Raw genomic sequence first — 21,443 nt, forward strand, 5'->3', positions numbered from 1 at the left:
GCTGAATTGAATCGTTTCAGCTTCATTGAGAAAAAGGAGCGTTACCTGCGGCGAGAGTCGCGGCCGATAACGCTGAAACGTTTCAAGGAGTGTGTGAGCTGCTCAGGATGAAAGCAAGTTTTCTCCCTTTTGCCATTGCAGATTTTTGAGCTTCCGCACACTTTTCCCCAAGGGTTGGCCGCACGGCCGGCAAAATGACATACTGTGCTGAAACTTTGCTGAAGGAGAAAAGCATGGCTGTCGTCACTGGCGTGGGGGTGATTATCGTTAACCCGCAGGGGGAAATATTGCTGGGAAAACGCTGCGGCCGGCACGCCCCTTTCTGGTCGATTCCCGGCGGGCATCTGGATGCCGGCGAAACCTTCGAACAGTGCGCCCAGCGCGAGATCGCCGAAGAAACCGGGTTACTGATCGATGCGCCGCGCTTTGTCGGCGTCAGTAATAATCTGCAAACCTGGCGCGCCGAAGGCAAACACACGGTGTCTGTTTGTCTGCAGGTGGCGCACCCCGGCGGCCAGGCCGAGTTGAAAGAGCCGGATAAATGCGCCGAGTGGCGCTGGTGCTCGCCCGAACATCTGCCGGAACCGCATTTCGAAGCCAGCCGCACCGCCATTCGCCTGTGGCTGAGCGGCCAGGCCTATCTGCCGAACGCATAACCCAGCAGCGATCGCGGTTCATCCCCAGGCCGCGATCCTGCCGCCCCCGCCATAATTCCTGATAAAAAACCGCTATATACAACAAGATATAACCCTAAATTATTCGCTAAACGCCATTTTATTGACCCAGAATAACCCTATGGTATTAGGTGCCTTTTATTATCAACCCGATAATCAGTACGGCATGCCGGCCCCCTGCGGCGGCCCTTTGGCAAGATTTTACTTGTGATTTCATAATAATAAGCGGGTTTACCATGAGCAAAAAACTGACTGGCTCCGAGAAAAAGCGCCGGTGGGGATGGGTATGGCTGGTGCTGTTGGGGATTATCCTCGGTGCGGCGCTGCTGGCCGGCACCGCCACCGTCTTCCATAAAACCAGCGACACCGCCTTCTGCGTTTCCTGCCACAGCATGCAACAGCCGCTGGCCGAATACCAAGGCAGCGTCCATTTCCAGAACGCCAAGGGCATCCGCGCCGAATGCGCCGACTGCCACGTGCCGCATGAGCCGCTCGATTACCTGTGGACCAAGGTCCGTGCGGTAAAAGACATTTATGGCGAGATGGTCGGCACCCTCGATACGCCGGAGAAATACGAGGCGCACAAACTTGCGATGGCGCAGTCGGTGTGGAAAACGCTGAAAGAAAACGACTCCGCCACCTGCCGCTCCTGCCACAGCTTTGACGCCATGGACATGACCGCCCAGCGGCCGGAAGCGCGCCTTCAGCACCCGGTGGCCATCAAGCAGGGTGAAACCTGCATCGACTGCCACAAAGGCGTGGCGCATATCCTGCCGGACATGAGCGGCGAAACCCAGGCGGGCGCCGCCGAGCTGGCGAAAGCCGCGGCGGAGACCGCCCCTGACGCCACGACCCTCTACACCATCGCCACCGAGCCGTTCTTCCTCAGCGCCGATGACAACCACAACGCCGGCAACCTGATGCCGTCCACCGAAGTGCAGGTGGTGAAACAGGAGGGCGACAGGGTGTTGGCCAGCGTTGCAGGCTGGCAGCAGGACGGAGTCAGCGAAGTGTTCTACGCCGCCCAGGGCAAACGCATTCTCAGCGTGCTGCTGGGTGAAGACGCCCGCAAACAGCTGAAAACCGGCGACTCCCTGACCGATGCGGAAACCGGGCTGGTGTGGCATCGGGTAGCGCTGCAGGTCTGGCTGCCGCGCAAGCAGCTGATCGACGACCAGCAGAAAATCTGGCGCTACGCGGCGGACATGATGTCGGCCAACTGCACCGGCTGCCACGGGCTGACCGCGCTCGACCGTTTCAACGCCAACCAGTGGATCGGCGTGATTAAAGGCATGGCGCCGCGCACCTCGCTGACGCAGGAACAGCTGCGGGTGCTGACCCAGTACGTGCAAAAACACGCCAGCGATATGCCATCCGCCGCACCGGCCAAGCTTTAAGGGAGAAGCGCAATGAGCAACCATCAACAACCGCTAAAAATGAACCGCCGCCGCTTTCTGGCCGGCGCTGCCGCGCTGGTCGCCGCTCCGCTGCTGTCCGGCCTGTGGTCGAAATCCGCGCTGGCGCAGGCCATCAGCGAAGCGTTGCCGCAGTTTGTGGCGCTGCGTCAGGCGCAGAAAGGCATTCTGACCGGCGCGCACTGGGGCGCCTTCGAAGCCATAGTTCGGGACGGCAAGATGGTCGGCGTGCAGCCGATCGCAGACGACCCCTATCCGAATGAGCTGATCGCCATGGCGCCGTATCAGGTGCATGCCGAAAACCGCGTCAAATACCCGATGGTGCGCAAAAGCTGGCTGGAAGGCGGCCCCGGCAGCCGCACCGAGCTGCGCGGCCGCGACGAATGGGTGCGCGTCAGCTGGGAACGGGCTATCGAACTGGTGTGCAATGAAATCACCCGCCTGCAGAAAGACCACGGGCCGCAGTCGATCTACGCCGGTTCTTACGGCTGGAAGAGCGTCGGTATGCTGCACAACAGCCGCACGCTGCTGCAGCGGCTGATGAACCTGACCGGCGGCTTCCTCGGCTATGCCGGCGACTACTCCACCGGCGCGGCGCAGGTGATCATGTCGCACGTGGTCGGCTCGATGGAGGTCTACGAACAGCAGACCGCCTGGCCAAACGTGGTCGAAAACAGCCAACTGGTGATCCTGTGGGGCTGCAACCCGATGGTCACGCTGAAAAACAGCTGGAACGTGCCGGACCACGTCGGCCAGACCGGCTTCGAGGCGTTGAAAAACAAAGGCACCCGGGTGATCAGCATAGATCCGGTGCATAACGACAGCGCCAAATTTGTCGGCGCGCAATGGATCGCCCCGCGTCCCTATACCGACGGCGCGATGCTGATCGGCATCGCCCATACGCTGCTGACCGAAAAGCTGTATAATCCGGATTTCCTGCAGACCTACAGCGTCGGCTTCGACAAATTCCGCTCTTACCTGCTGGGCGAGAGCGACGGCACGCCGAAAACCGCCGAATGGGCGGCCGACATCAGCGGCGTCGACGCCGAGGTGCTGCGCCAGCTGGCGCGCGACATGGCGAAACACCGCACCATGATCATGGGCGGCTGGGGCATTCAGCGCCAGCACCACGGCGAGCAGCAGCACTGGCTGCTGGTCACGGTAGCGGCGATGCTCGGCCAGATTGGCCTGCCGGGCGGCGGTTTCGGCTTCAGCTATCACTACTCCTCCGGCGGCAGCCCGACCGCCAAGGGCGGCATCATCGCCGGCATCTCCGCCGGCAATGCGCCGAAAAACTCACCGACCCCGATCCCGGTGGCGCGCATCGCCGAATGCCTGAGCAACCCGGGCAAGACCATCGACTTCAACGGCGCGCAGGTCACCTACCCCGAGGTGAAAATGGTCTACGTGGCGGGCGGCAACACCTTCCACCAGCATCAGGACACCAACAACCTGGTCAAGGCCTGGCAGCGGCCGGACACCATAGTGGTGAACGAACCCTACTGGACCGCCACCGCCAAGCATGCCGACATCGTGCTGCCGGCCACCACCAGCTACGAACGCAACGATCTGGAGATGGGCGGCGACTATTCGCAGCTGTACGTGTTCCCGATGCACCAGTGCGTGCCGCCGCAGCATGAATCGCGCAGCGACTTCGACATTTTCGCCGCCATGGCGGCCAGGCTGGGGGTGCAGGACGCCTTTACCGAGGGCAAGGATGAAACCCAGTGGCTGAAAGGCATGTATGACGACATGAAAACTCAGGCGCGCGGCGCCCGGGTGGCGCTGCCGCCGTTCGACATGTTCTGGCAATCCAACAACTACGTGCGTTTCCCGGTGCCGGAGGCCAACAAACAGTGGGTGCGCTTCGCCGACTATCGCGAAAATCCGCTGCTGAACCCGCTGGGCACGCCGTCCGGTAAAATCGAGATCTACTCGGACGCCATCGCCAGGATGAACTATCGGGACTGTCCCGGCATCCCGACCTGGATGCCGCCGCACGAATGGTACCGCGGGCCGGAGGCGGCCAGATACCCGCTGTCGCTCAATACCGCGCACCCGACCAACCGGCTGCACTCGCAGCTCGACAACACGCCGCTGCGGCAAAAATATGCGGTGGCGGATCGCGAGGCGATCGTCATTCACCCGCAGGATGCGCAGCCGCGCGGCATCGCCGGCGGCGATCTGGTGCGGGCGTTCAACGATCGCGGCCAGATCCTGGTGGGGGCGGTGGTTAGCGAAGACGTACGCCCCGGCGTGGTGCGCATCAGCGAAGGCGCCTGGTTCGATCCGGCCGATCCGGCGCAGCCCGGCTCGCTGTGCAAGAACGGCAACGTCAACTGCCTGACCTTCGACGTAGGCTCGTCCAGCCTGGCGCAGGGCAACTGCGGGCAGATGGCGCAGCTGCAGATCGAAAAATACCGCGGCGAGGTGCTGAAAAATACCGCGCATGCGGTGCCGGCCGGCGCCTAATCGCTTCACCGGGGGCGGTGGAACCGTCGCCCCCTTTCCCCCCAGCGCCTGGCGCTTAAACGAATTGAAACCGTTTTTTGTTTTTTTCCTTTTTGTTTTTTGTTTTTTTTAAAAGAACGGGCGTATTATGCGCGTGACCTCCCCTTTTCCGACTGTTTAATGACCCTATGCCGACTTCAACCGCGGTAACGCGCCGCTCTCCCGACTTCACTTCGCTGGCCTTTTTGGCGGCGGCATTCCTTACCGGCATTGCCGGCGCGTTGCAGACGCCTACGCTGAGCCTGTTCCTGGCGACCGAGGTCAAGGTGCGCCCGGCGATGGTCGGGCTGTTTTTTACCGGCAGCGCGGTCATCGGCATTCTGGTCAGCCAGTTTCTCGCCAGCCGTTCGGATAAAAGAGGCGATCGCAAGTCGCTGATCTTCTTCTGCTGCATGCTCGGCGCGCTGGGCTTCGTGCTGTTCGCCTGGAACCGCAATTATTACCTGCTGCTGGCGGTCGGCGTGCTGCTGACCAGCTTCGGCTCCACCGCCAATCCGCAGATGTTCGCGCTGGCGCGGGAGCATGCCGACCGCACCGGGCGCGAGGCGGTGATGTTCACCTCCATCATGCGCGCGCAGGTGTCGCTGGCCTGGGTGATCGGCCCGCCAATCGCCTTCGCGCTGGCGCTGGGCTTCGGTTTCAAGGTGATGTATCTGGCGGGGGCGGCGGCCTTTGTGCTGTGCGGCGCGCTGGTGTGGAAGCTGTTGCCTTCGATGCCGAAAGCCGCGGCGGCAGGCGGCGCAACGCTGGAAGCCCCGCGGCAGAATCGCCGCGACGCGCTGCTGCTGTTCGCCGCCTGCACCCTGATGTGGACCGCCAACAGCATGTATCTGATCAACATGCCGCTGTATATGGCGCACGCGCTGCGGCTGCCGGAGCGGCTGACCGGCATACTGATGGGCACCGCCGCCGGGCTGGAGATCCCGACCATGCTGCTCGCCGGCATGGTGGCGAAACGCTTCGGCAAAGGTTGTCTGATGCGCGGCGCGGTCGGCGCCGGGCTGCTGTTCTATATCGGCCTGCTGTTTATCACCGGCAGTTGGCAGCTGATTGCGCTGCAGCTGCTTAACGCGGTGTTTATCGGCGTGCTGGCGGGCATCGGCATGCTGTATTTCCAGGATTTGATGCCCGGCCAGGCCGGGGCGGCCACCACGCTGTTCACCAACACCATTCGGGTCGGCTGGATCATCGCCGGCTCTATCGCCGGCACGGTAGCGGAGATCTGGAACTATCACGCGGTGTTCTATTCCGCGCTGGCGATGGTGGCCGGCGCGGCGCTGTGCCTGTGGAAGCTGAAAGACGCTTAGGGCGCGGTGTCCGCTTCCAGCCTAGCCAGGTAAATCAACGCCTGGTCGCGGCGATCGTGGCACATTTCGCGGCTGGCCTGCAGGCTGCCGCAGACCCTCGGCCGCAGCGGAGAATGAAACAGGCCGCAGCGCAGCCGCTCATCCAGATGAATGCAGCGGGTATTGGCCGGCTTGCCGTTGGGCATCCCGGGGATCGGGCTGGATATTGACGGCGCGATACAGCAGGCGCCACAGTCGGTACGGCAGTCCATCAGCGCGGCTCCTGGTGGGCTGGGGGAAGTGAAGCGCGACAATATCAGCCGCGCTCATCCGCCGCCAGCAGAATCCCGCTTTTCCCGCCAATCTTTACATCGCATCTTGCGCACCTCGCCAGTGGCGAAAACCTCCGGTGGCCAACAAATGCCCAGCAACGGCCTAAATCATGCCTGAAATGCGCGAAACGCGCATCGACTGCCCTTTACATGCATCATCCGCACCTGTACCATTGGGCTAGTACAAAAGAACCCCAGCCCACCAGGAGCCTCAATGTCTACGGACACCATCCAGAAGCCAGCCCGCCCTTCGGTACTCGGCGGCGCGATGATCATTGCCGGTACCGCCGTTGGCGCCGGCATGTTTTCCATTCCGATCGTCACTTCCGGCGTCTGGTTCAGCGGTTCCGTCGCGCTGCTGGTTTACACCTGGGCCTGCATGCTGATCTCCGGCCTGATGATCCTCGAAGCCACCCTCCACTACCCGAGCGGCGCCAGCTTCCACACCATCGTCAAGGACCTGCTGGGCAAGCGCTGGAACGCCATCAACGGCATCTCGATAGCCTTCGTGCTGTATATCCTCACCTATGCCTATATTTCCGCCGGCGGTTCGATTATCGCCCACACGCTGGCAGGCAGCGTCGGCGTCGGCCAAAGCGCCGCCGGGCTGGTGTTCGCCATCCTGGTGGCGTTTATCGTCTGGTTGTCCACCCGCGCGGTCGATCGCCTCAGCACCGTCCTGATCGGCGGTATGGTGATCACCTTTGTGATGTCGGTCGGCGACATGTTCACCCACGTACAGCCGGCGGTGCTGTTCAACCGTGGCGACAACGACGCCAGCTACCTGCCCTATGCGCTGGCGGCGCTGCCGTACCTGCTGACCTCGTTCGGCTACCACGGCAACATCCCCGGGCTGGTGAAGTATTACCGCAAGGACAGCGGCGCGGTAGTGCGCAGCCTGGTGTACGGCACCCTGCTGGCGCTGGCGATCTACATCCTGTGGCAGTATGTGATCCAGGGCAATATCGCGCGCGACGCCTTCAAACAGGTGATTGCCGAAGGCGGCAATATCGGCAGCCTGCTGAAGCAGATGGGCAACGTCTCCAGCGGCCAGACCGTCAGCCAACTGCTGAACGCCTTCTCTTATATGGCGCTGGCCAGCTCGTTCCTCGGCGTGTCGCTGGGGCTGTTCGACTATCTGGCGGACTTCTTTAAATTCGGCGATGACGCCGTCGGCCGCAGCAAAACCGCGCTGGTGACCTTCGCGCCGCCTACGCTGGCCGCGCTGCTGTTCCCGAACGGTTTCCTGTACGCCATCGGCTTCGCCGGGCTGGCGGCCACCGTCTGGGCGGTGATGGTGCCGGCGATGATGGCGCGCGCCAGCCGCCGCCGCTTCCCGCAGGCAAGCTATCGTGCGCCGGGCGGCCGCGGCATGATCCTGTTCATTATTCTGTTCGGCCTGATCAACGCCGCCGCGCACCTGCTGTCGCTGTTCGGCCTGCTGCCGGTGTTCCGCTAACGCCGCAACGGGAGGGCGCCCGCCCTCCTGCTTTCTCTCGTCGCACACTGTTTTTTGCGCTGGGCTCTTGCCTGAAATCAGCGGCGCGAGTACCTTGTCGCAACTTCTCAAAACCTCTTCATTGCGGATGAATTTATATGGCAAGAGCTAACGAAATTAAGCGCGGCATGGCGATCAACTACAACGGCAAACTGCTGCTGGTGAAAGATATCGATGTGCAGAGCCCCAGCGCCCGCGGCGCCAGCACCTTATACAAAATGCGTTTTTCCGACGTCCGCACCGGGCTGAAGGTGGAAGAGCGTTTCAAGGGCGACGATATTCTCGACACCATCACCCTGTCGCGCCGCAAGGTGAACTTCTCCTATATCGACGGCGAAGAATACGTGTTTATGGATGATGAAGATTACACGCCGTACATCTTCAAGAAGGATCAGATCGAAGACGAGCTGCTGTTCATTCCGGAAGCCGGCCTGCCGGGCATGCAGGTGCTGACGCTGGACGGCCAGGTGCTGGCGCTGGAGCTGCCGCAAACCGTGGATATGGAAATCGTCGAGACCGCGCCGGGCATTAAGGGCGCCTCCGCCAGCGCCCGCAACAAACCGGCCACCATGGCGACCGGCCTGACCATTCAGGTGCCGGAATACCTCAGCGCCGGCGACAAGATCCGCATACATATCGCCGAACGCCGCTACATGAGCCGGGCTGAGTAAGTTATCTCGCTTGCTTCTTCCCGTTACGGCAGTTCCGGGAAGAAGCGTCGTTTCAGCGCCAACTCAACCCCGCGCAGCTCCGCCAGCCCTTTCAGACGGCCAATCGCCGAATAGCCGGGGTTGGTTTTCTTCTTCAGGTCGTCCAGCATCTGGTGCCCGTGATCGGGGCGCATCGGGATCGGCCGACGATCGCCCGCCCGGTGACGACGCCGCTCTTCGGTCAATATCGCCTCAATCACCGCCACCATATCCACATCGCCCTGCAGATGCGCCCCTTCATGGAAGCTTTTCGGGTTTTCCTCGCGGCAGGTGGCGCGCAGATGGGTAAAGTGGATGCGATCGCCGAAGGTTTCAATCATCCGCACCAGATCGTTGTCGGCGCGGACGCCGTAAGAGCCGGTGCACATGGTGAAGCCGTTGTGAATGCTGTCGACGGTCTGCTTCAGCCACTGCATGTCTTCAAAGGTGGAAACGATGCGCGGCAGGCCGAGGATCGGCCGCGGCGGATCGTCCGGATGCACCGCCAACCGCACGCCGGCCTCTTCCGCCACCGGCACGATGGCGCGCAGAAACACCGCCATATTCTCGCGCAGCTGCGCCTTGTCGATACCGTCATATTCCGCCAGGCGGGCGCGGAACTGATCCAGCGTATAACCCTCTTCCGCGCCCGGCAGCCCGGCGATGATGTTGCCGGTCAGCCTGGCTTTCTCCGCCTCGCTCATGGCGGCAAAGCGCGCCGCGGCCTGGCTTTGCTCCTCCGGCGTATAATCCCGCTCGGCCCCTGCGCGCCGTAAAATGTGCAGCTCGAAAGCGGCGAAGGCGATCTGGTCGAAGCGCAGCGCCTTTGAGCCGTCCGGCAGCGGGTATTCCAGGTCGGTGCGCGTCCAGTCGAGGATCGGCATGAAGTTGTAGCAGACGGTGTCGATGCCGCAGGCCGCCAGATTGCGCAGCGACTGCTGGTAATTGGCGATATGCCGCTGCCAGTCGCCGCTGTGCGTTTTGATCTCTTCATGTACCGGAATGCTCTCGACCACCGACCATACCAGCCCCTTTTCGGCCAGCAGCGCCTGGCGCGCGCGGATCTCGTCGACCGGCCAGACTTCGCCGTTCGGAATATGGTGCAGCGCCGTCACCACGCCGGTTGCACCGGCCTGGCGCACGTCGTCCAGAGAGACCGGATCGTTCGGCCCGTACCAACGCCATGTTTGTTCCATTATTTATCCTTGTGCGCATCGCCGATGCCGGCGATTCTGTTATACCAATTGAAGCGAGATATCATTTATCTTTACCTTACCCTTTCGCCGCACGCTGTCAAAAGCGAAAGCGCCATTGGTTGATCCACTTCACGATTCTGGCTTATTTTGGACTGACCAATTTCATTGATGCGCCAGCCGCTCTACACTGGCGTCGGTTAAATTTTCAGGCGCACCGCGCCGTCATCGTTGTTTACGACCGGAAAAACTGGTCTGCTAACTTTTAACAAGTTGCCAACCCGTCGTTTCCCCCGTTTTGGAGCCAAGCATGAAAACGATCGCCCATCAGCCGCTGCCCGCCGCCGTTCAACAGCCGCAGTATGACCGCCGCGCCCTGCGCAGCCGCATAGCGCATATCGGTTTCGGCGCCTTTCACCGCGCCCATCAGGCGCTGCTCACCGACCGGGTGCTGAATCGCCAGGGCGGCGATTGGGGAATCTGCGAAATCAGCCTGTCCGGCGGCGTGCCGCTGTTCGAAGCGCTGCGCCGGCAGGATCATCTGTACAGCGTGCTGGAGAAAGGCGCCGGCGGGAACCAGGCCATTGTCGTCGGCGCGGTGCATGAGAGCCAGCACCGCAAGCTGGAAGGCATCGAAGCGGTGCTGGAAAAGCTGGCGGAACCCCAGGTGGCGATCGTGTCGATGACCATCACCGAAAAAGGCTACTGCATCGAGCCCGGCAGCGGCCGGCTGGATCTGCAGCATCCGGGGATCGTCGCCGACTTGGCCCGGCCGCAGCAGCCGACCACCGTGCCGGGCATTTTGGTCGAGGCGCTGCGGCTGCGCCGCGCGCGCGCCCTTCCCGCCTTCACCCTGCTCTCCTGCGACAACATTCCCGAAAACGGCCACGTGCTGCGCAACGCGGTGCTCGATCTGGCGCAGGCGCGCGATCGCGCCCTGGCCGACTGGATCGCCGCCGAGGTGACCTTCCCCAGCACCATGGTGGATCGCATCGTCCCGGCCGCCACGCCGGAGACGCTGGATGAGATCGCCGCCGAGCTGGGCGACGTGCGCGATGAATGCGCCATCGCCTGCGAGCCGTTTATTCAGTGGGTGGTCGAGGATAAGTTCGCCGCCGGCCGTCCGGCCTGGGAGCTGGCCGGCGCGCAGCTGGTAAACGACGTGCTGCCTTTTGAACAGATGAAGCTGCGCATGCTGAACGGCAGCCATTCATTTTTGGCCTACCTCGGCTACCTCGGCGGCTATCAGTACATCAACGAATGCATGGAGGACGAATACTACCGCCGCGCCGCGCACCGTCTGATGCTCAACGAACAGGCGCCGACGCTCAGCGTCAGCGGCATCGATCTGGCCGGCTACGCCAGCGAACTGATCGCGCGCTACAGCAACCCGGCGCTGCAGCACCGCACCTGGCAAATCGCCATGGACGGCACGCAAAAGCTGCCGCAACGCATGCTGGATTCGGTACGCTGGCACCTGCAGCACGGCGGAGATTATGCCGGCCTGGCGTTGGGGGTGGCCGGCTGGATGCGTTATGTCGGCGGCGTGGATGACGCCGGTCAGCCTATCGACATTCGCGATCCGCTGCTGGAACCCCTGCGGCAAAAGGTCGCGGCCACGCCAGACGATAGCCGGCGCGTGCAGGCGTTGCTGGCGCTAACGTCGGTATTCGGCGAGCAATTGCCGGCGGAGGAAGCCTTTGTGGCGGCGGTCAGCCGCGCTTATCTGGCGCTGCGCGACCGCGGCGCGCGCCAGACGGTGAAGGATTGGGTCATGCGGCAGCCGGGCTGAACGGCCCGCCAGGGTAGCCATGCCGGCGCAACGCTCCGGCATGGCGGAACGACTTAACGATAAACGACCGTCATGACAGCCAGTTTTTTCTGTTGATCCACCCACTTCATCTCGGTGGTGCCGAGATTCAGCGGAAGCTCTTTGCGTGTAGCATCGAAACCTGACAAAGTTTGCCGCGCCTGATAATGCTGACCGTTGCGATAACATTGCGTCTTCGCGGTAGAATCGGCAATATTGACCGAGCAAGGACTTTCTACGATAGAACCGACGAAGCGAATCACCCCGCCGGCAACGCCTGCCTGACTGACAGCCGTCCATGAAAACAACATTCCTGCGATCAAAAATAACCGAAAGACGTTCATGGCAACCTCATTTTTAGTTAAGCCAATTTAAACATAGAGGATCTTGTTAGGAATAATCGCAAGGAAAGGGGATTTATTTGTCGGCTAATCGGGTCATTAACCATGTAAAAACAAGCTACTACCCCGCATTTTCCATGGCTAATCCATGGTTTTACCTAGGAATTTTCTGACCTGATACGATGGATTTTGGCGGTTGAAAGGCGCATCGTAGCGTGCAAAATTTGCGAGATGGCGCACATGCCGGCGTCCGCTATTCGGCATTAGAACAGCGCCGCTCACTTATTGATCAGATTAACTTTTGCAATCAGGAATAATCGATGACCAAAACCAACCTGATTACCGGCTTCCTCGGCAGCGGTAAAACCACCACCATCCGCCATTTGCTGGCGCAAAAACCCGAGCATGAGCGCTGGGCGGTATTGGTGAACGAGTTCGGCGAAATCGGCATCGACGGCGCGCTGCTGGCCGACAGCGGCGCCGTGCTGAAAGAGATCCCCGGCGGCTGCATGTGCTGCGTGAACGGCCTGCCGATGCAGGTCGGGCTGAACATGCTGCTGCAGCAGGCCAAACCCGACCGTTTGCTGATCGAACCCACCGGGCTCGGCCATCCGAAACAAATCCTGTCGCTGCTGACCCAGGACAGCTACGCCGGCTGGATAGATTTGCAGGCCACCCTGTGCCTGCTGGATGCCCGCCAGCTTAGCCAGCCCCGCTACCGCGACAATGAAAACTTCCGCGACCAGCTGGCGGCGGCCGACCTGATTCTGGCCAGCAAAAGCGACACCTACCGGCCGGAAGACGTGCTGGCGCTGCAGGCCTGGACGGCGCAGGATCCCCTGCAGCGGCCCTGCCATCGCATCGAGCAAGGACAGGCCGACGCGGCGTGGCTGGACAGCCCGCGCACGAATCGCACAGAATTGCCGGATGCGCAGCATCATCATAGCCATGCCAAAACGCAGGGGCTGGCGGCGCTGCGGCTGCCGGAAAATTCACGCTGGCGCCGGGCGCTCAACCAGGGACAAGGGTTTACCGGCTGTGGCTGGATTTTTGACGGCGAGACCCGGTTCGACACCGTCGGCTTTATGGAATGGGTGCGGCTGGCGCCGGTGGATCGCGCCAAAGGCGTAGTGCGCATCGCCGAAGGCACGCTGCTGATCAACCGCCAGGGGCAAGACCTCAGCATAGAAACCCGCCCGGTGGCGCCGCTGGACAGCCGCATTGAGCTGATCCACAGCGAAAACGCCGACTGGAACGCCCTGCAAGCGGCATTGTTTAAGATTCGTTTAAGTTAACAACATTACCGTGGTACCTCGCGGTTTTCGCCCCGGCCGATAAAGCCGGCTGAAAACCGCCGAATTTCGCATTGTTTAATTTATACTTCCAACAGGTTATGTCATGACGCGCCGCAATTTACCCTTCATCATTCTATTAAACTTACTGGGCATTGCGCTGTTCCTGTCCTGGTTCCTGCCGGCTAACCATGGCGAGTGGTTTACCCTGGACTCAGCGATTTTCTTTTTCTTTAACCGCCATCTGGCGACCGACCCGGCGTTTTTGCACCTGGTCGCCATCACCAACAACCGCGCTTTCGACGTTATTTCACTGATCGCCATGGGGCTGCTGTACCTGTACTTCTATTTGAAACAGGACGCCGCCGGCCGCCGCCGTTTATTGATTACCGGCGTGGTGATGCTGCTGACCGCCGTGGTGCTCAACCAGCTCGGCCACCTGCTGCCGGTGAAGCACCCCAGCCCGACGCTGACCTTTGACTCCATCAACCGCGTCAGCGAACTGACCGGCATTCCCACCAAGGACGCCTCCAGCGACAGCTTCCCGGGCGATCACGGCATGATGCTGATCATTTTCTCCTGCTTTATGCTGCGCTACTTCAACCGCCGGGCCTTTGCCGTGGCGCTGCTGATCACCCTGTTCTTCTCCCTGCCGCGGGTGATGATCGGCGCGCACTGGTTCACCGATATCGCCGTCGGCTCGCTGTCGGTGGTGCTGGTCGGCGCCAGCTGGTGCCTGATGACGCCGTTCAGCGACTGGCTGATCGACCGGTTGAACCGCCTGTTGCCCGGTAAGCATCGGCCAGGCCGGTCATAACCTGCAGCTATGACGCCGGGAGGCGCTTCGCCTCCCGATCCGGCTTCCCATCGCCCCAGGTTTATTTTCGCATCAGCGGGTTAACGATTTCGTTACCTCATCCCCACCAAGTCAGCACAACCCACACTCATCGTTTTTTATATGAAGTTTTACATTATGTTACATCACAAATTCATATAAAAAAGGATGGAAAAAGGCTCGCAATCCCTTATTTGTTCCGGTAATCTCAAATGCGTTTGTGCCTGGTTTAACTCGACTCAGCATTAAATCCGCTAAAAATGTGCGTTCCAGCACGTTTTCAGAGGTAACTGATTGTCGATGAAACAGGTGCGGATTAGTCTCGTTCCGTTTGGCATTTTTCAGGTAGCGACTTTCGTCGTTAAGGACTTCAAGGGAAAACAACAACAATGGTCAAATCTCAACCGTTTTTGAGATATTTTTTGCGGGCGATCCCTGCAATTGCCGCCGCGGTCATGCTCTCCGCGTGCAGCTCGACTCACACTTCGAACTTGAATAACGCACAAACTGAGATGCGTGCAGTTAATGACAAAGACGGTCTTTTACTGCAAGCCTCTCAGGATGAATTCGAAGCCATGGTTCGTAACGTTGACGTCAAGTCAAAGATTATGGATCAGTATGCAGACTGGAAAGGCGTTCGCTACCGTTTAGGCGGTGAAACCAAGCGCGGCATCGATTGCTCGGCGTTTGTACAGCGCACCTTCCGCGAACAGTTTGGCATGGACTTACCGCGTTCTACCTATCAACAGGAAGATGTCGGCAAGAAAATCCAGCGCACCAAACTGCGTCCAGGCGATCTGGTGCTGTTCCGCGCCGGCTCTACCGGGCGCCACGTCGGCATCTATTTGGGTAACGATCAATTCGTTCATGCCTCCACCAGCAGCGGCGTGATGATTTCCAAGCTGACCGATAACTACTGGAATAAACGTTATCGCGAAGCGCGTCGGGTGCTGACCAGCAGCTGACGGCGAAATACCTGATTGTCCTGAATACCAAACGAGCGATAAGACGCCGCCTTCGGGCGGCGTTTTTTTTCCGCAGGCATCGGCCGCGATGTTTGCACTTTACCTCCCCTGCTCTTAGATTGTTCAACGTCCCCAGTTTTTGAGCCAGCCATATAACGGAGCCTATTTTGAGCGTTCATCGCGATCCCCCAGCCAAAAGCCCGCGTAAAAACGATCCCGAAGGCCTGAAACAGCGCATTTTTGAAAGCGCACTGGCGGAGTTCTCCGAGTCCGGTCTGAAGGGCGCGCGCCTCGAACGCATCGCCGAGCAGGCCGACACCACCAAACGCATGGTGGTGTATCACTTCAAGAATAAAGAGGCGCTGTATATCGCGGTGCTGGAATACGCCTACACCCATATACGACAGGACGAAATCGCCCTCAATCTGGCGACCCTGCCGCCCATGGAGGCGATGCAGCGGCTGGTGGAGGCCAGCTTCGATTATCATGCGGCGCACCCGGCCTTTATCCGCCTGGTCAGCCTGGAAAACATGCAGCGCGGCCAATATGCCCGGCAGTCCGAAAAGCTGAAGCAGCTCAATACCAGCGCGCTGCAGACGCTGGAAGACATTCTGCAGCGCGGCGTGCGCGAGGGCCTGTTCCCCGCCGAAACCCAGGCGCGCGATTTGCACCGCATCATCAGCTCGCTGTGTTTCCATCACGCCGCCAACCAATATACTTTTGACACGTTGTTTGAAGGAAATCGCACCGCCGACGAAAAACTCGCCTATTATCGTCAAATGACGGTAACGGTGGTGATGCGTTATTTAAACTGCGCCTGAACGATAAATATTCTTTAAAATCCCGGGGAGTTTCACGCCGCCGCCAGAAAATGCGCCAAGCCCCCCGGTGGGTAACGATGAGAAATCGCTGAAATGCCGTTATTGAGATATATGAAACCCTATCGCCAAAATAATAACAGATGGCTACGCCATGCTCAGGGGGCAGCTTTATGGGTTTGAAAAGGGCATTTGCCCGCAGCGTGTCGCACCGACAGCGCAGCCTGGTTAAAAGCAGCATTGCTGCCCTGGTCTTTTTTATCCTGTTCACCGCCGTCACCCTGTCGCTTATTACCCATCAACGCGTGCAATATCAGCGCGCGGTCGAAGCGCGCACGCAAAAATTCGCCCTCGGCTATATCAACAGCCTGACGCAAGCCATGCAGACAATGTTGCCGCTCACCGCCAAACCCTGCCTGTCCAGCCAGGCGGATATTACCTATCAGGCGGCGTTTACCTCCGGCGTGCGCACCTTTCTGCTGGTGAAAAACGGCTTCGCCTATTGCTCTTCCGCCACCGGCGACATGAATATGACGCTGAAAAATCTTTATCCGGAAATAGACGGGAGCCGGCGGCTCGATCTCAAGCTGCAGCAAGGCACGCCCATCGTGCCGGGCAAACCGGCGGTCGCCGTCTGGCTGCGCCAGCCCGGCGCGCAGGATACCGGCATCCTGGCCACGCTGGACATCGATCTGATGCCCTACATGCTGTTCACCTCGCACGATGCCCAGGCGCCGGGCATCGCCATCGTGATGGGCGATCGCGCGCTGACCACCTTCAGCCCGAACCTGATGCCGGTCAGCCAGCTGCCGCGCGACAAGGCCGACAGCCTGACCATCGCCGGCCTGCCGCTCAGCATCATGTTCTACAACGAAAAGCTGACGCCCAACGACATTCGCCTGACCCTGTTGGGCAGCCTGGTGCTGTCGCTGATGCTCGGCGTGCTCTGCTACTACATGCTGCTGCTGCGCCAAAGCCCCGAACGGGCGCTGCTGCGCGGCATCAAACGCAACGAATTCTTTATCGAATACCAACCGGTGCTGCATACCCGCAGCGGCGCCATCGGCGGGCTGGAGGCGCTGATCCGCTGGCAGCACCCGATCGAAGGGCGCATTCCGCCGGACCTGTTCATCCCCTACGCGGAAAGCGGCGGGCTGATCGTGCCGCTGACCCGCCACCTGTTCCGCCTGATCGCCGAAGATGCGCCGCAGCTGGCCAAGGCGCTGCCGCAGGGCGCCAAGATCGGTTTGAATATCTCCCCTTCGCATCTCAGCGCGCCGTCCTTCCATCAGGATGTCTACGAACTGCTGGCCCAACTGCCGCCCAACTACTTTACGCTGGTGTTTGAAATCACCGAACGCGGTATGGTGGAGGAGGATAACGCGCTGGCGGAATTCGACTGGCTGCACAGACAAGGCATCGAGATCGCGATCGACGACTTCGGCACCGGCCACAGCGCGCTGATTTATCTCGAGCGTTTCAGCATGGACTACCTGAAGATCGACCGCGGCTTCGTCAACTCGATCGGCCAGGACACGGTCACCGCCCCGGTGCTGGACGCGGTGATTTCACTGGCCAAAAAGCTGAAAATGCTGACGGTGGCCGAAGGGGTGGAAACCGCCGAGCAGGTGCATTTTCTGCAAGAACACGGGGTGACCTTTATGCAGGGCTATTATTACAGCAAGCCGCTGAGCATCGAGAACTTCGTCGCCTACTGCAACGCCCGTCAGGTGTTTGATTATCAGGCGCAACGATCCGATCTTTAAACTTCTTTACCCTGCGACCATGCGGAGAATGTTATGCTGGGCGCAGGTTAATTTCATTACACAGCAGGAGCTTACCGTCTGATGTCCGTGCGCGTTTTTGCTGCTCTGGTGCTCTCGGCACTCAGTTTCGGCCTGCAGGCCGAAACGCTCAATGAAAGCTATGCTTTCGCCCTGATCGGTGATCCGAAATACGCCACCGACTTCAGCCATTTCGACTACGTCAACCCGGCGGCGCCCAAGGGCGGCGACGTGCGGCTGTCGGCCATCGGCACTTACGACAACTTTAACCGCTACGCCACCCGCGGCGTGCCCGGCGAGCGCACGGAACAGCTTTACGATTCGCTGTTCACCACCTCCGACGATGAAATTGGCAGCTACTATCCGCTGGTTGCCGAATCGGCCCGCTTTCCGGCCGACATGCGCTGGGTTGAGGTCGACATCAACGCCCGCGCGCGCTTCCACGACGGCAGCCCGATCACCGCGGCCGACGTGGCCTTTACCTTTAACAAGTTCATGACCGAAGGCGTGCCGCAGTTCCGCCTGGCTTATAAGGGCGTAACGGTCAAAGCCATTTCGCGGCTGACGGTGCGCATGGAATTCCCGCAGCCGGACAAGGATAAAATGCTGGGGCTGTTCGGCCTGCCGATCCTGCCGGCCAGCTTCTGGCAAAACCACCTGCTCAACGAACCGCTCAATACGCCGCCGCTGGCCAGCGGCCCTTATAAAATCAGCGGCTACCGCCTCGGCCAATACATCACCTATCAGCGGGTACGCGACTACTGGGCGGCCAACCTGCCGGTCAACCGCGGCCGCTACAACTTCGACAGCATCCGCTACGACTACTACCTGGACGACAAGGTGGCGCTTGAGGCGTTCAAGGCCGGCGCTTATGATTTCCGCATCGAAAGCTCGCCCAAAAGCTGGGCCACCCAGTATCAGGGCGGCAACTTTGCGCGCAACTACATCATCAAGCAGGACGAAATCAATCAGTCGGCGCAGAACACCCGCTGGATGGCGTTCAATATGACGCGCCCGCTGTTTGCCGATCGCCGGGTGCGGCAGGCGATTACCCTCGCCTTCGACTTCGACTGGATGAACAAGGCGCTGTATTACAACGCCTACCAGCGCACCAACAGCTATTTCCAAAACACCCCGTACGCCGCCGCCGGCTATCCGGACGCCGCCGAACTGGCGCTGTTGGCGCCGCTCAAGGGCCAGGTGCCGCCGGAGGTGTTCACCAGCCTCTATCAGCCGCCGTCCTCCGACGGCAGCGGCAACGATCGCCAAAACCTGCTGAAGGCGACCCAGCTGCTGAAAGAGGCCGGTTGGACGGTCAAAAACCAAAAGCTGGTCAACGTGAAAACCGGCCAGCCTTTCAGCTTCGAACTGATGCTGCTGAGCGGCAGCAACTTTCAGTACGTGCTGCCGTTCCAGCACAACCTGCAGCGGTTGGGCATCGATATGCAGATCCGCGATATCGATGTCAGCCAGTTCACCAAGCGCATGCGCGACGGCGATTTCGATATGATGCCCACGGTTTATCTGGCGATGCCGTTCCCGGGCTCCAGCCTGGAAACCAGCTGGGACTCAAAATATATCGACTCCAGCTGGAATACCCCGCACGTCAGCGATCCGGCCGTCGACAGCCTGGTGCGGCAAATCATGCGCCACCAGGGCGACGAGAAAGCCCTGCTGCCGCTCGGCCGCGCGCTGGATCGGGTGTTGACCTGGAATATGTACATGCTGCCGATGTGGTATTCCAACCACGACCGCTACGCCTATTGGGACAAGTTCTCCAGGCCGTCGATCCGCCCGCCTTACGCCATCGGCTTCGACAACTGGTGGTTCGACGTCAACAAGGCGGCGCGCTTGCCGGCCCAACGGCAATAAGGAGTCTGCGATGGCGGCTTATCTGATACGCAGGCTGTTACTGGTGATCCCCACGCTGTGGGCGATCATCACCATCAACTTTTTTATCGTGCAAGTCGCCCCCGGCGGCCCGGTCGATCAGGCGATCGCCAACATCGAAATGGGCCAAAGCAGCGGCTTCGGCGGCGGCGGAACGGGTGAAGGCGCGGGCCATGCGCGGGTCGGCGTCGCCAGCGCCGCCGAAAGCCAATACCGCGGTGCGCGCGGGCTGGATCCGGAGGTGATCGCCGAGATCACCCGGCGTTACGGCTTCGACAAGCCGCTGCACGAGCGTTACTTCAACATGTTGTGGAACTACATGCGCCTCGACTTTGGCGACAGCCTGTTTCGCGGCGCGTCGGTGATGCAACTGATTGGCCAGAGCCTGCCGGTCTCCATTACCCTGGGGCTGTGGAGCACGCTGATCATCTACCTGGTGTCGATCCCGCTCGGCATCCGCAAGGCTATCCACAACGGCAGCGCCTTCGATACCTGGAGCAGCACGCTGATCATCATCGGCTACGCCATTCCGGCCTTCCTGTTCGCCATCCTGATGATCGTGCTGTTCGCCGGCGGCAGCTACCTGGACTGGTTCCCGCTGCGCGGGCTGGTCTCCAGCAACTTCGACACCCTGCCCTGGTACAGCAAGGTCACCGACTACCTGTGGCACATTACCCTGCCGGTGCTGGCGACGGTGATCGGCGGCTTCGCCACCCTGACCATGTTGACCAAAAACGCCTTTCTCGATGAGATCCGCAAGCAGTACGTCATCACCGCCCGCGCCAAGGGGCTGGACGAGCGGAAAATCCTCTACCGCCACGTGTTCCGCAACGCCATGCTGCTGGTGATCGCCGGTTTTCCCGCCACCTTCATCAGCATGTTCTTTACCGGTTCGCTGCTGATTGAAGTGATGTTCTCGCTCAACGGCCTCGGGCTGCTGGGCTACGACGCCACGCTGCAGCGCGATTATCCGGTGATGTTCGGCACGCTGTATATCTTCACGCTGATTGGCCTGCTGCTGAATATTCTCAGCGACATCACCTATACCCTGGTCGATCCGCGCATTGATTTCGAGGCCCGCCAATGAGCCGTCTGAGCCCGAACAATCAGGCGCGCTGGGCGCGCTTTCGCAGCAATCGCCGCGGCTATTGGTCGTTGTGGATCTTCCTGGCGCTGTTTGTCCTCAGCCTGGCCGCCGATCTGATCGCCAACGACAAGCCGCTGCTGGTGCGCTATGAGGGGCGGCTGTACCTGCCCTTTATGGTCAACTACAGCGAAACCGCCTTCGGCGGCGAGCTGGATACCGCCGCCGACTATCAGGATCCCTTCGTGCTGCGGCAGATTGAACGCCACGGCTGGGCCGTTTGGGCACCGATCCGCTTCAGCTACGACACCATCAACTTCGCCACCGAGGTGCCCTTCCCCTCCGCCCCTTCGCGCCATAATTTGCTCGGCACCGACGGCAACGGCAGCGACGTGCTGGCCCGGGTGCTGTACGGCTTTCGCATTTCGCTGCTGTTCGGCCTGGCGCTGACGCTGTTTTCCAGCCTGATTGGCGTGTGCGTCGGCGCTACCCAGGGCTATTACGGCGGGCGATTTGACCTGTGGGGGCAACGCTTTATCGAGGTCTGGTCGGGCATGCCGACGCTGTTCCTGATCATTTTGCTGTCGAGCATCGTGCAGCCCAATTTCTGGTGGCTGCTGGGCATCACCATTCTGTTCGGCTGGATGAGCCTGGTGGGCGTGGTGCGCGCCGAATTCCTGCGTACCCGCAACTATGATTACATCCGCGCCGCGCGCGCCATGGGGGTGCCGGATCGCATCATCATGTATCGCCACATGCTGCCCAACGCCATGGTGGCGACGCTGACCTTCCTGCCGTTTATCCTCTGCGGGTCGATCACCACCCTGACCTCGCTCGACTTCCTCGGTTTTGGACTGCCGATCGGTTCCCCGTCGCTCGGCGAACTGCTGTTGCAGGGTAAAAACAACCTGCAGGCGCCGTGGCTCGGCATAACCGCCTTCCTGGTGCTGGCGGTGCTGCTGTCGTTACTCATTTTTATCGGCGAAGCGGTGCGCGACGCCTTTGACCCCAGCAAGGCGCATTGAT

The 21,443-nt window shown here is 60.6% G+C and carries 19 protein-coding genes; 16 read left to right on the forward strand and 3 right to left on the reverse strand.

All coding sequences use genetic code 11. From position 1 onward, the window contains the following. The first annotated feature begins 233 nt into the window (after window positions 1–233). From D7I37_RS25945 to D7I37_RS25960, 4 genes are all read left to right on the forward strand, one after another. On the forward strand, window positions 234–656 hold the full coding sequence (locus D7I37_RS25945; RefSeq protein ID WP_061795982.1) for an NUDIX hydrolase: 423 nt from the start codon (window positions 234–236) through the stop codon (window positions 654–656). Between the two features lie 254 nt (window positions 657–910). Beyond that, window positions 911–2,071: a NapC/NirT family cytochrome c gene (locus D7I37_RS25950; protein WP_129544695.1), complete on the forward strand. Its 1,161-nt coding sequence runs from the start codon at window positions 911–913 to the stop codon at window positions 2,069–2,071. 12 nt (window positions 2,072–2,083) lie between these two features. After that, window positions 2,084–4,561, forward strand: a complete 2,478-nt coding sequence (gene torA, locus D7I37_RS25955; protein ID WP_129544696.1) for a trimethylamine-N-oxide reductase TorA — start codon at window positions 2,084–2,086, stop codon at window positions 4,559–4,561. 167 nt (window positions 4,562–4,728) lie between these two features. Continuing rightward, window positions 4,729–5,907, forward strand: a complete 1,179-nt coding sequence (locus D7I37_RS25960) for a sugar efflux transporter (RefSeq protein ID WP_061795871.1) — start codon at window positions 4,729–4,731, stop codon at window positions 5,905–5,907. Here the strand turns inward: D7I37_RS25960 and D7I37_RS25965 are convergent. Then, on the reverse strand, window positions 5,904–6,158 hold the full coding sequence (locus tag D7I37_RS25965) for a YkgJ family cysteine cluster protein (protein ID WP_061795870.1): 255 nt from the start codon (window positions 6,156–6,158) through the stop codon (window positions 5,904–5,906). The genes D7I37_RS25960 and D7I37_RS25965 overlap by 4 nt on opposite strands. 274 nt (window positions 6,159–6,432) lie before the next feature. Here D7I37_RS25965 and mtr point away from each other — a divergent pair, with 274 nt between their 5' ends. Next, complete coding sequence (gene mtr, locus D7I37_RS25970; RefSeq protein ID WP_061795869.1) at window positions 6,433–7,677, forward strand: tryptophan permease; 1,245 nt, start codon at window positions 6,433–6,435, stop codon at window positions 7,675–7,677. Window positions 7,678–7,814: 137 nt separating this feature from the next. Beyond that, window positions 7,815–8,387, forward strand: coding sequence for an elongation factor P-like protein YeiP (gene yeiP, locus D7I37_RS25975; RefSeq protein WP_061795868.1), 573 nt, complete (start codon window positions 7,815–7,817; stop codon window positions 8,385–8,387). A gap of 23 nt (window positions 8,388–8,410) precedes the next feature. Here the strand turns inward: yeiP and uxuA are convergent, their stop codons facing one another. Then, window positions 8,411–9,601 (reverse strand): mannonate dehydratase, encoded by a 1,191-nt coding sequence (gene uxuA, locus D7I37_RS25980; protein WP_061795867.1) that lies wholly within the window; start codon window positions 9,599–9,601, stop codon window positions 8,411–8,413. Here uxuA and D7I37_RS25985 point away from each other — a divergent pair. Both D7I37_RS25985 and D7I37_RS25990 read left to right on the forward strand, forming a co-directional pair. Then, complete coding sequence (locus tag D7I37_RS25985; protein ID WP_129544697.1) at window positions 9,589–9,867, forward strand: hypothetical protein; 279 nt, start codon at window positions 9,589–9,591, stop codon at window positions 9,865–9,867. The two genes, uxuA and D7I37_RS25985, sit on opposite strands and share 13 nt — an antisense overlap. 41 nt (window positions 9,868–9,908) lie before the next feature. Then, window positions 9,909–11,390, forward strand: a complete 1,482-nt coding sequence (locus D7I37_RS25990) for a mannitol dehydrogenase family protein (protein WP_129544698.1) — start codon at window positions 9,909–9,911, stop codon at window positions 11,388–11,390. A 53-nt stretch (window positions 11,391–11,443) separates the two neighbouring features. Here D7I37_RS25990 and D7I37_RS25995 read toward each other — a convergent pair whose 3' ends face one another. Continuing rightward, on the reverse strand, window positions 11,444–11,752 hold the full coding sequence (locus tag D7I37_RS25995; RefSeq protein ID WP_061795865.1) for a type 1 fimbrial protein: 309 nt from the start codon (window positions 11,750–11,752) through the stop codon (window positions 11,444–11,446). Between the two features lie 317 nt (window positions 11,753–12,069). Between D7I37_RS25995 and D7I37_RS26000 the strand changes: the two genes are divergently transcribed. From D7I37_RS26000 to D7I37_RS26040, 8 genes are all read left to right on the forward strand, one after another. Beyond that, window positions 12,070–13,044 (forward strand): GTP-binding protein, encoded by a 975-nt coding sequence (locus D7I37_RS26000; RefSeq protein ID WP_061795864.1) that lies wholly within the window; start codon window positions 12,070–12,072, stop codon window positions 13,042–13,044. 103 nt (window positions 13,045–13,147) lie between these two features. Beyond that, window positions 13,148–13,858 carry a phosphatase PAP2 family protein gene (locus D7I37_RS26005; RefSeq protein WP_061795863.1) on the forward strand — a complete coding sequence of 237 codons (711 nt, stop codon included), beginning with the start codon at window positions 13,148–13,150 and terminating at the stop codon, window positions 13,856–13,858. A gap of 407 nt (window positions 13,859–14,265) precedes the next feature. Further along, on the forward strand, window positions 14,266–14,841 hold the full coding sequence (mepS, locus tag D7I37_RS26015) for a bifunctional murein DD-endopeptidase/murein LD-carboxypeptidase (protein WP_061795862.1): 576 nt from the start codon (window positions 14,266–14,268) through the stop codon (window positions 14,839–14,841). A gap of 167 nt (window positions 14,842–15,008) precedes the next feature. Beyond that, complete coding sequence (locus D7I37_RS26020; RefSeq protein WP_129544699.1) at window positions 15,009–15,662, forward strand: TetR family transcriptional regulator; 654 nt, start codon at window positions 15,009–15,011, stop codon at window positions 15,660–15,662. A gap of 170 nt (window positions 15,663–15,832) precedes the next feature. Beyond that, window positions 15,833–17,425, forward strand: a complete 1,593-nt coding sequence (locus D7I37_RS26025) for a cyclic di-GMP phosphodiesterase (protein WP_061795860.1) — start codon at window positions 15,833–15,835, stop codon at window positions 17,423–17,425. 81 nt (window positions 17,426–17,506) lie between these two features. Continuing rightward, on the forward strand, window positions 17,507–19,315 hold the full coding sequence (locus tag D7I37_RS26030) for an extracellular solute-binding protein (protein ID WP_061795859.1): 1,809 nt from the start codon (window positions 17,507–17,509) through the stop codon (window positions 19,313–19,315). A gap of 10 nt (window positions 19,316–19,325) precedes the next feature. Continuing rightward, complete coding sequence (locus tag D7I37_RS26035) at window positions 19,326–20,420, forward strand: microcin C ABC transporter permease YejB (RefSeq protein WP_061795858.1); 1,095 nt, start codon at window positions 19,326–19,328, stop codon at window positions 20,418–20,420. Next, window positions 20,417–21,442, forward strand: a complete 1,026-nt coding sequence (locus D7I37_RS26040; protein WP_061795857.1) for an ABC transporter permease — start codon at window positions 20,417–20,419, stop codon at window positions 21,440–21,442. Before D7I37_RS26035 ends, D7I37_RS26040 begins: the two co-directional genes overlap by 4 nt. The last annotated feature ends 1 nt before the right edge of the window (window position 21,443 follow it).

This window comes from Serratia sp. 1D1416 (genome assembly GCF_003641105.1).
Classification (GTDB): Bacteria; Pseudomonadota; Gammaproteobacteria; order Enterobacterales; family Enterobacteriaceae; genus Serratia; species Serratia ficaria.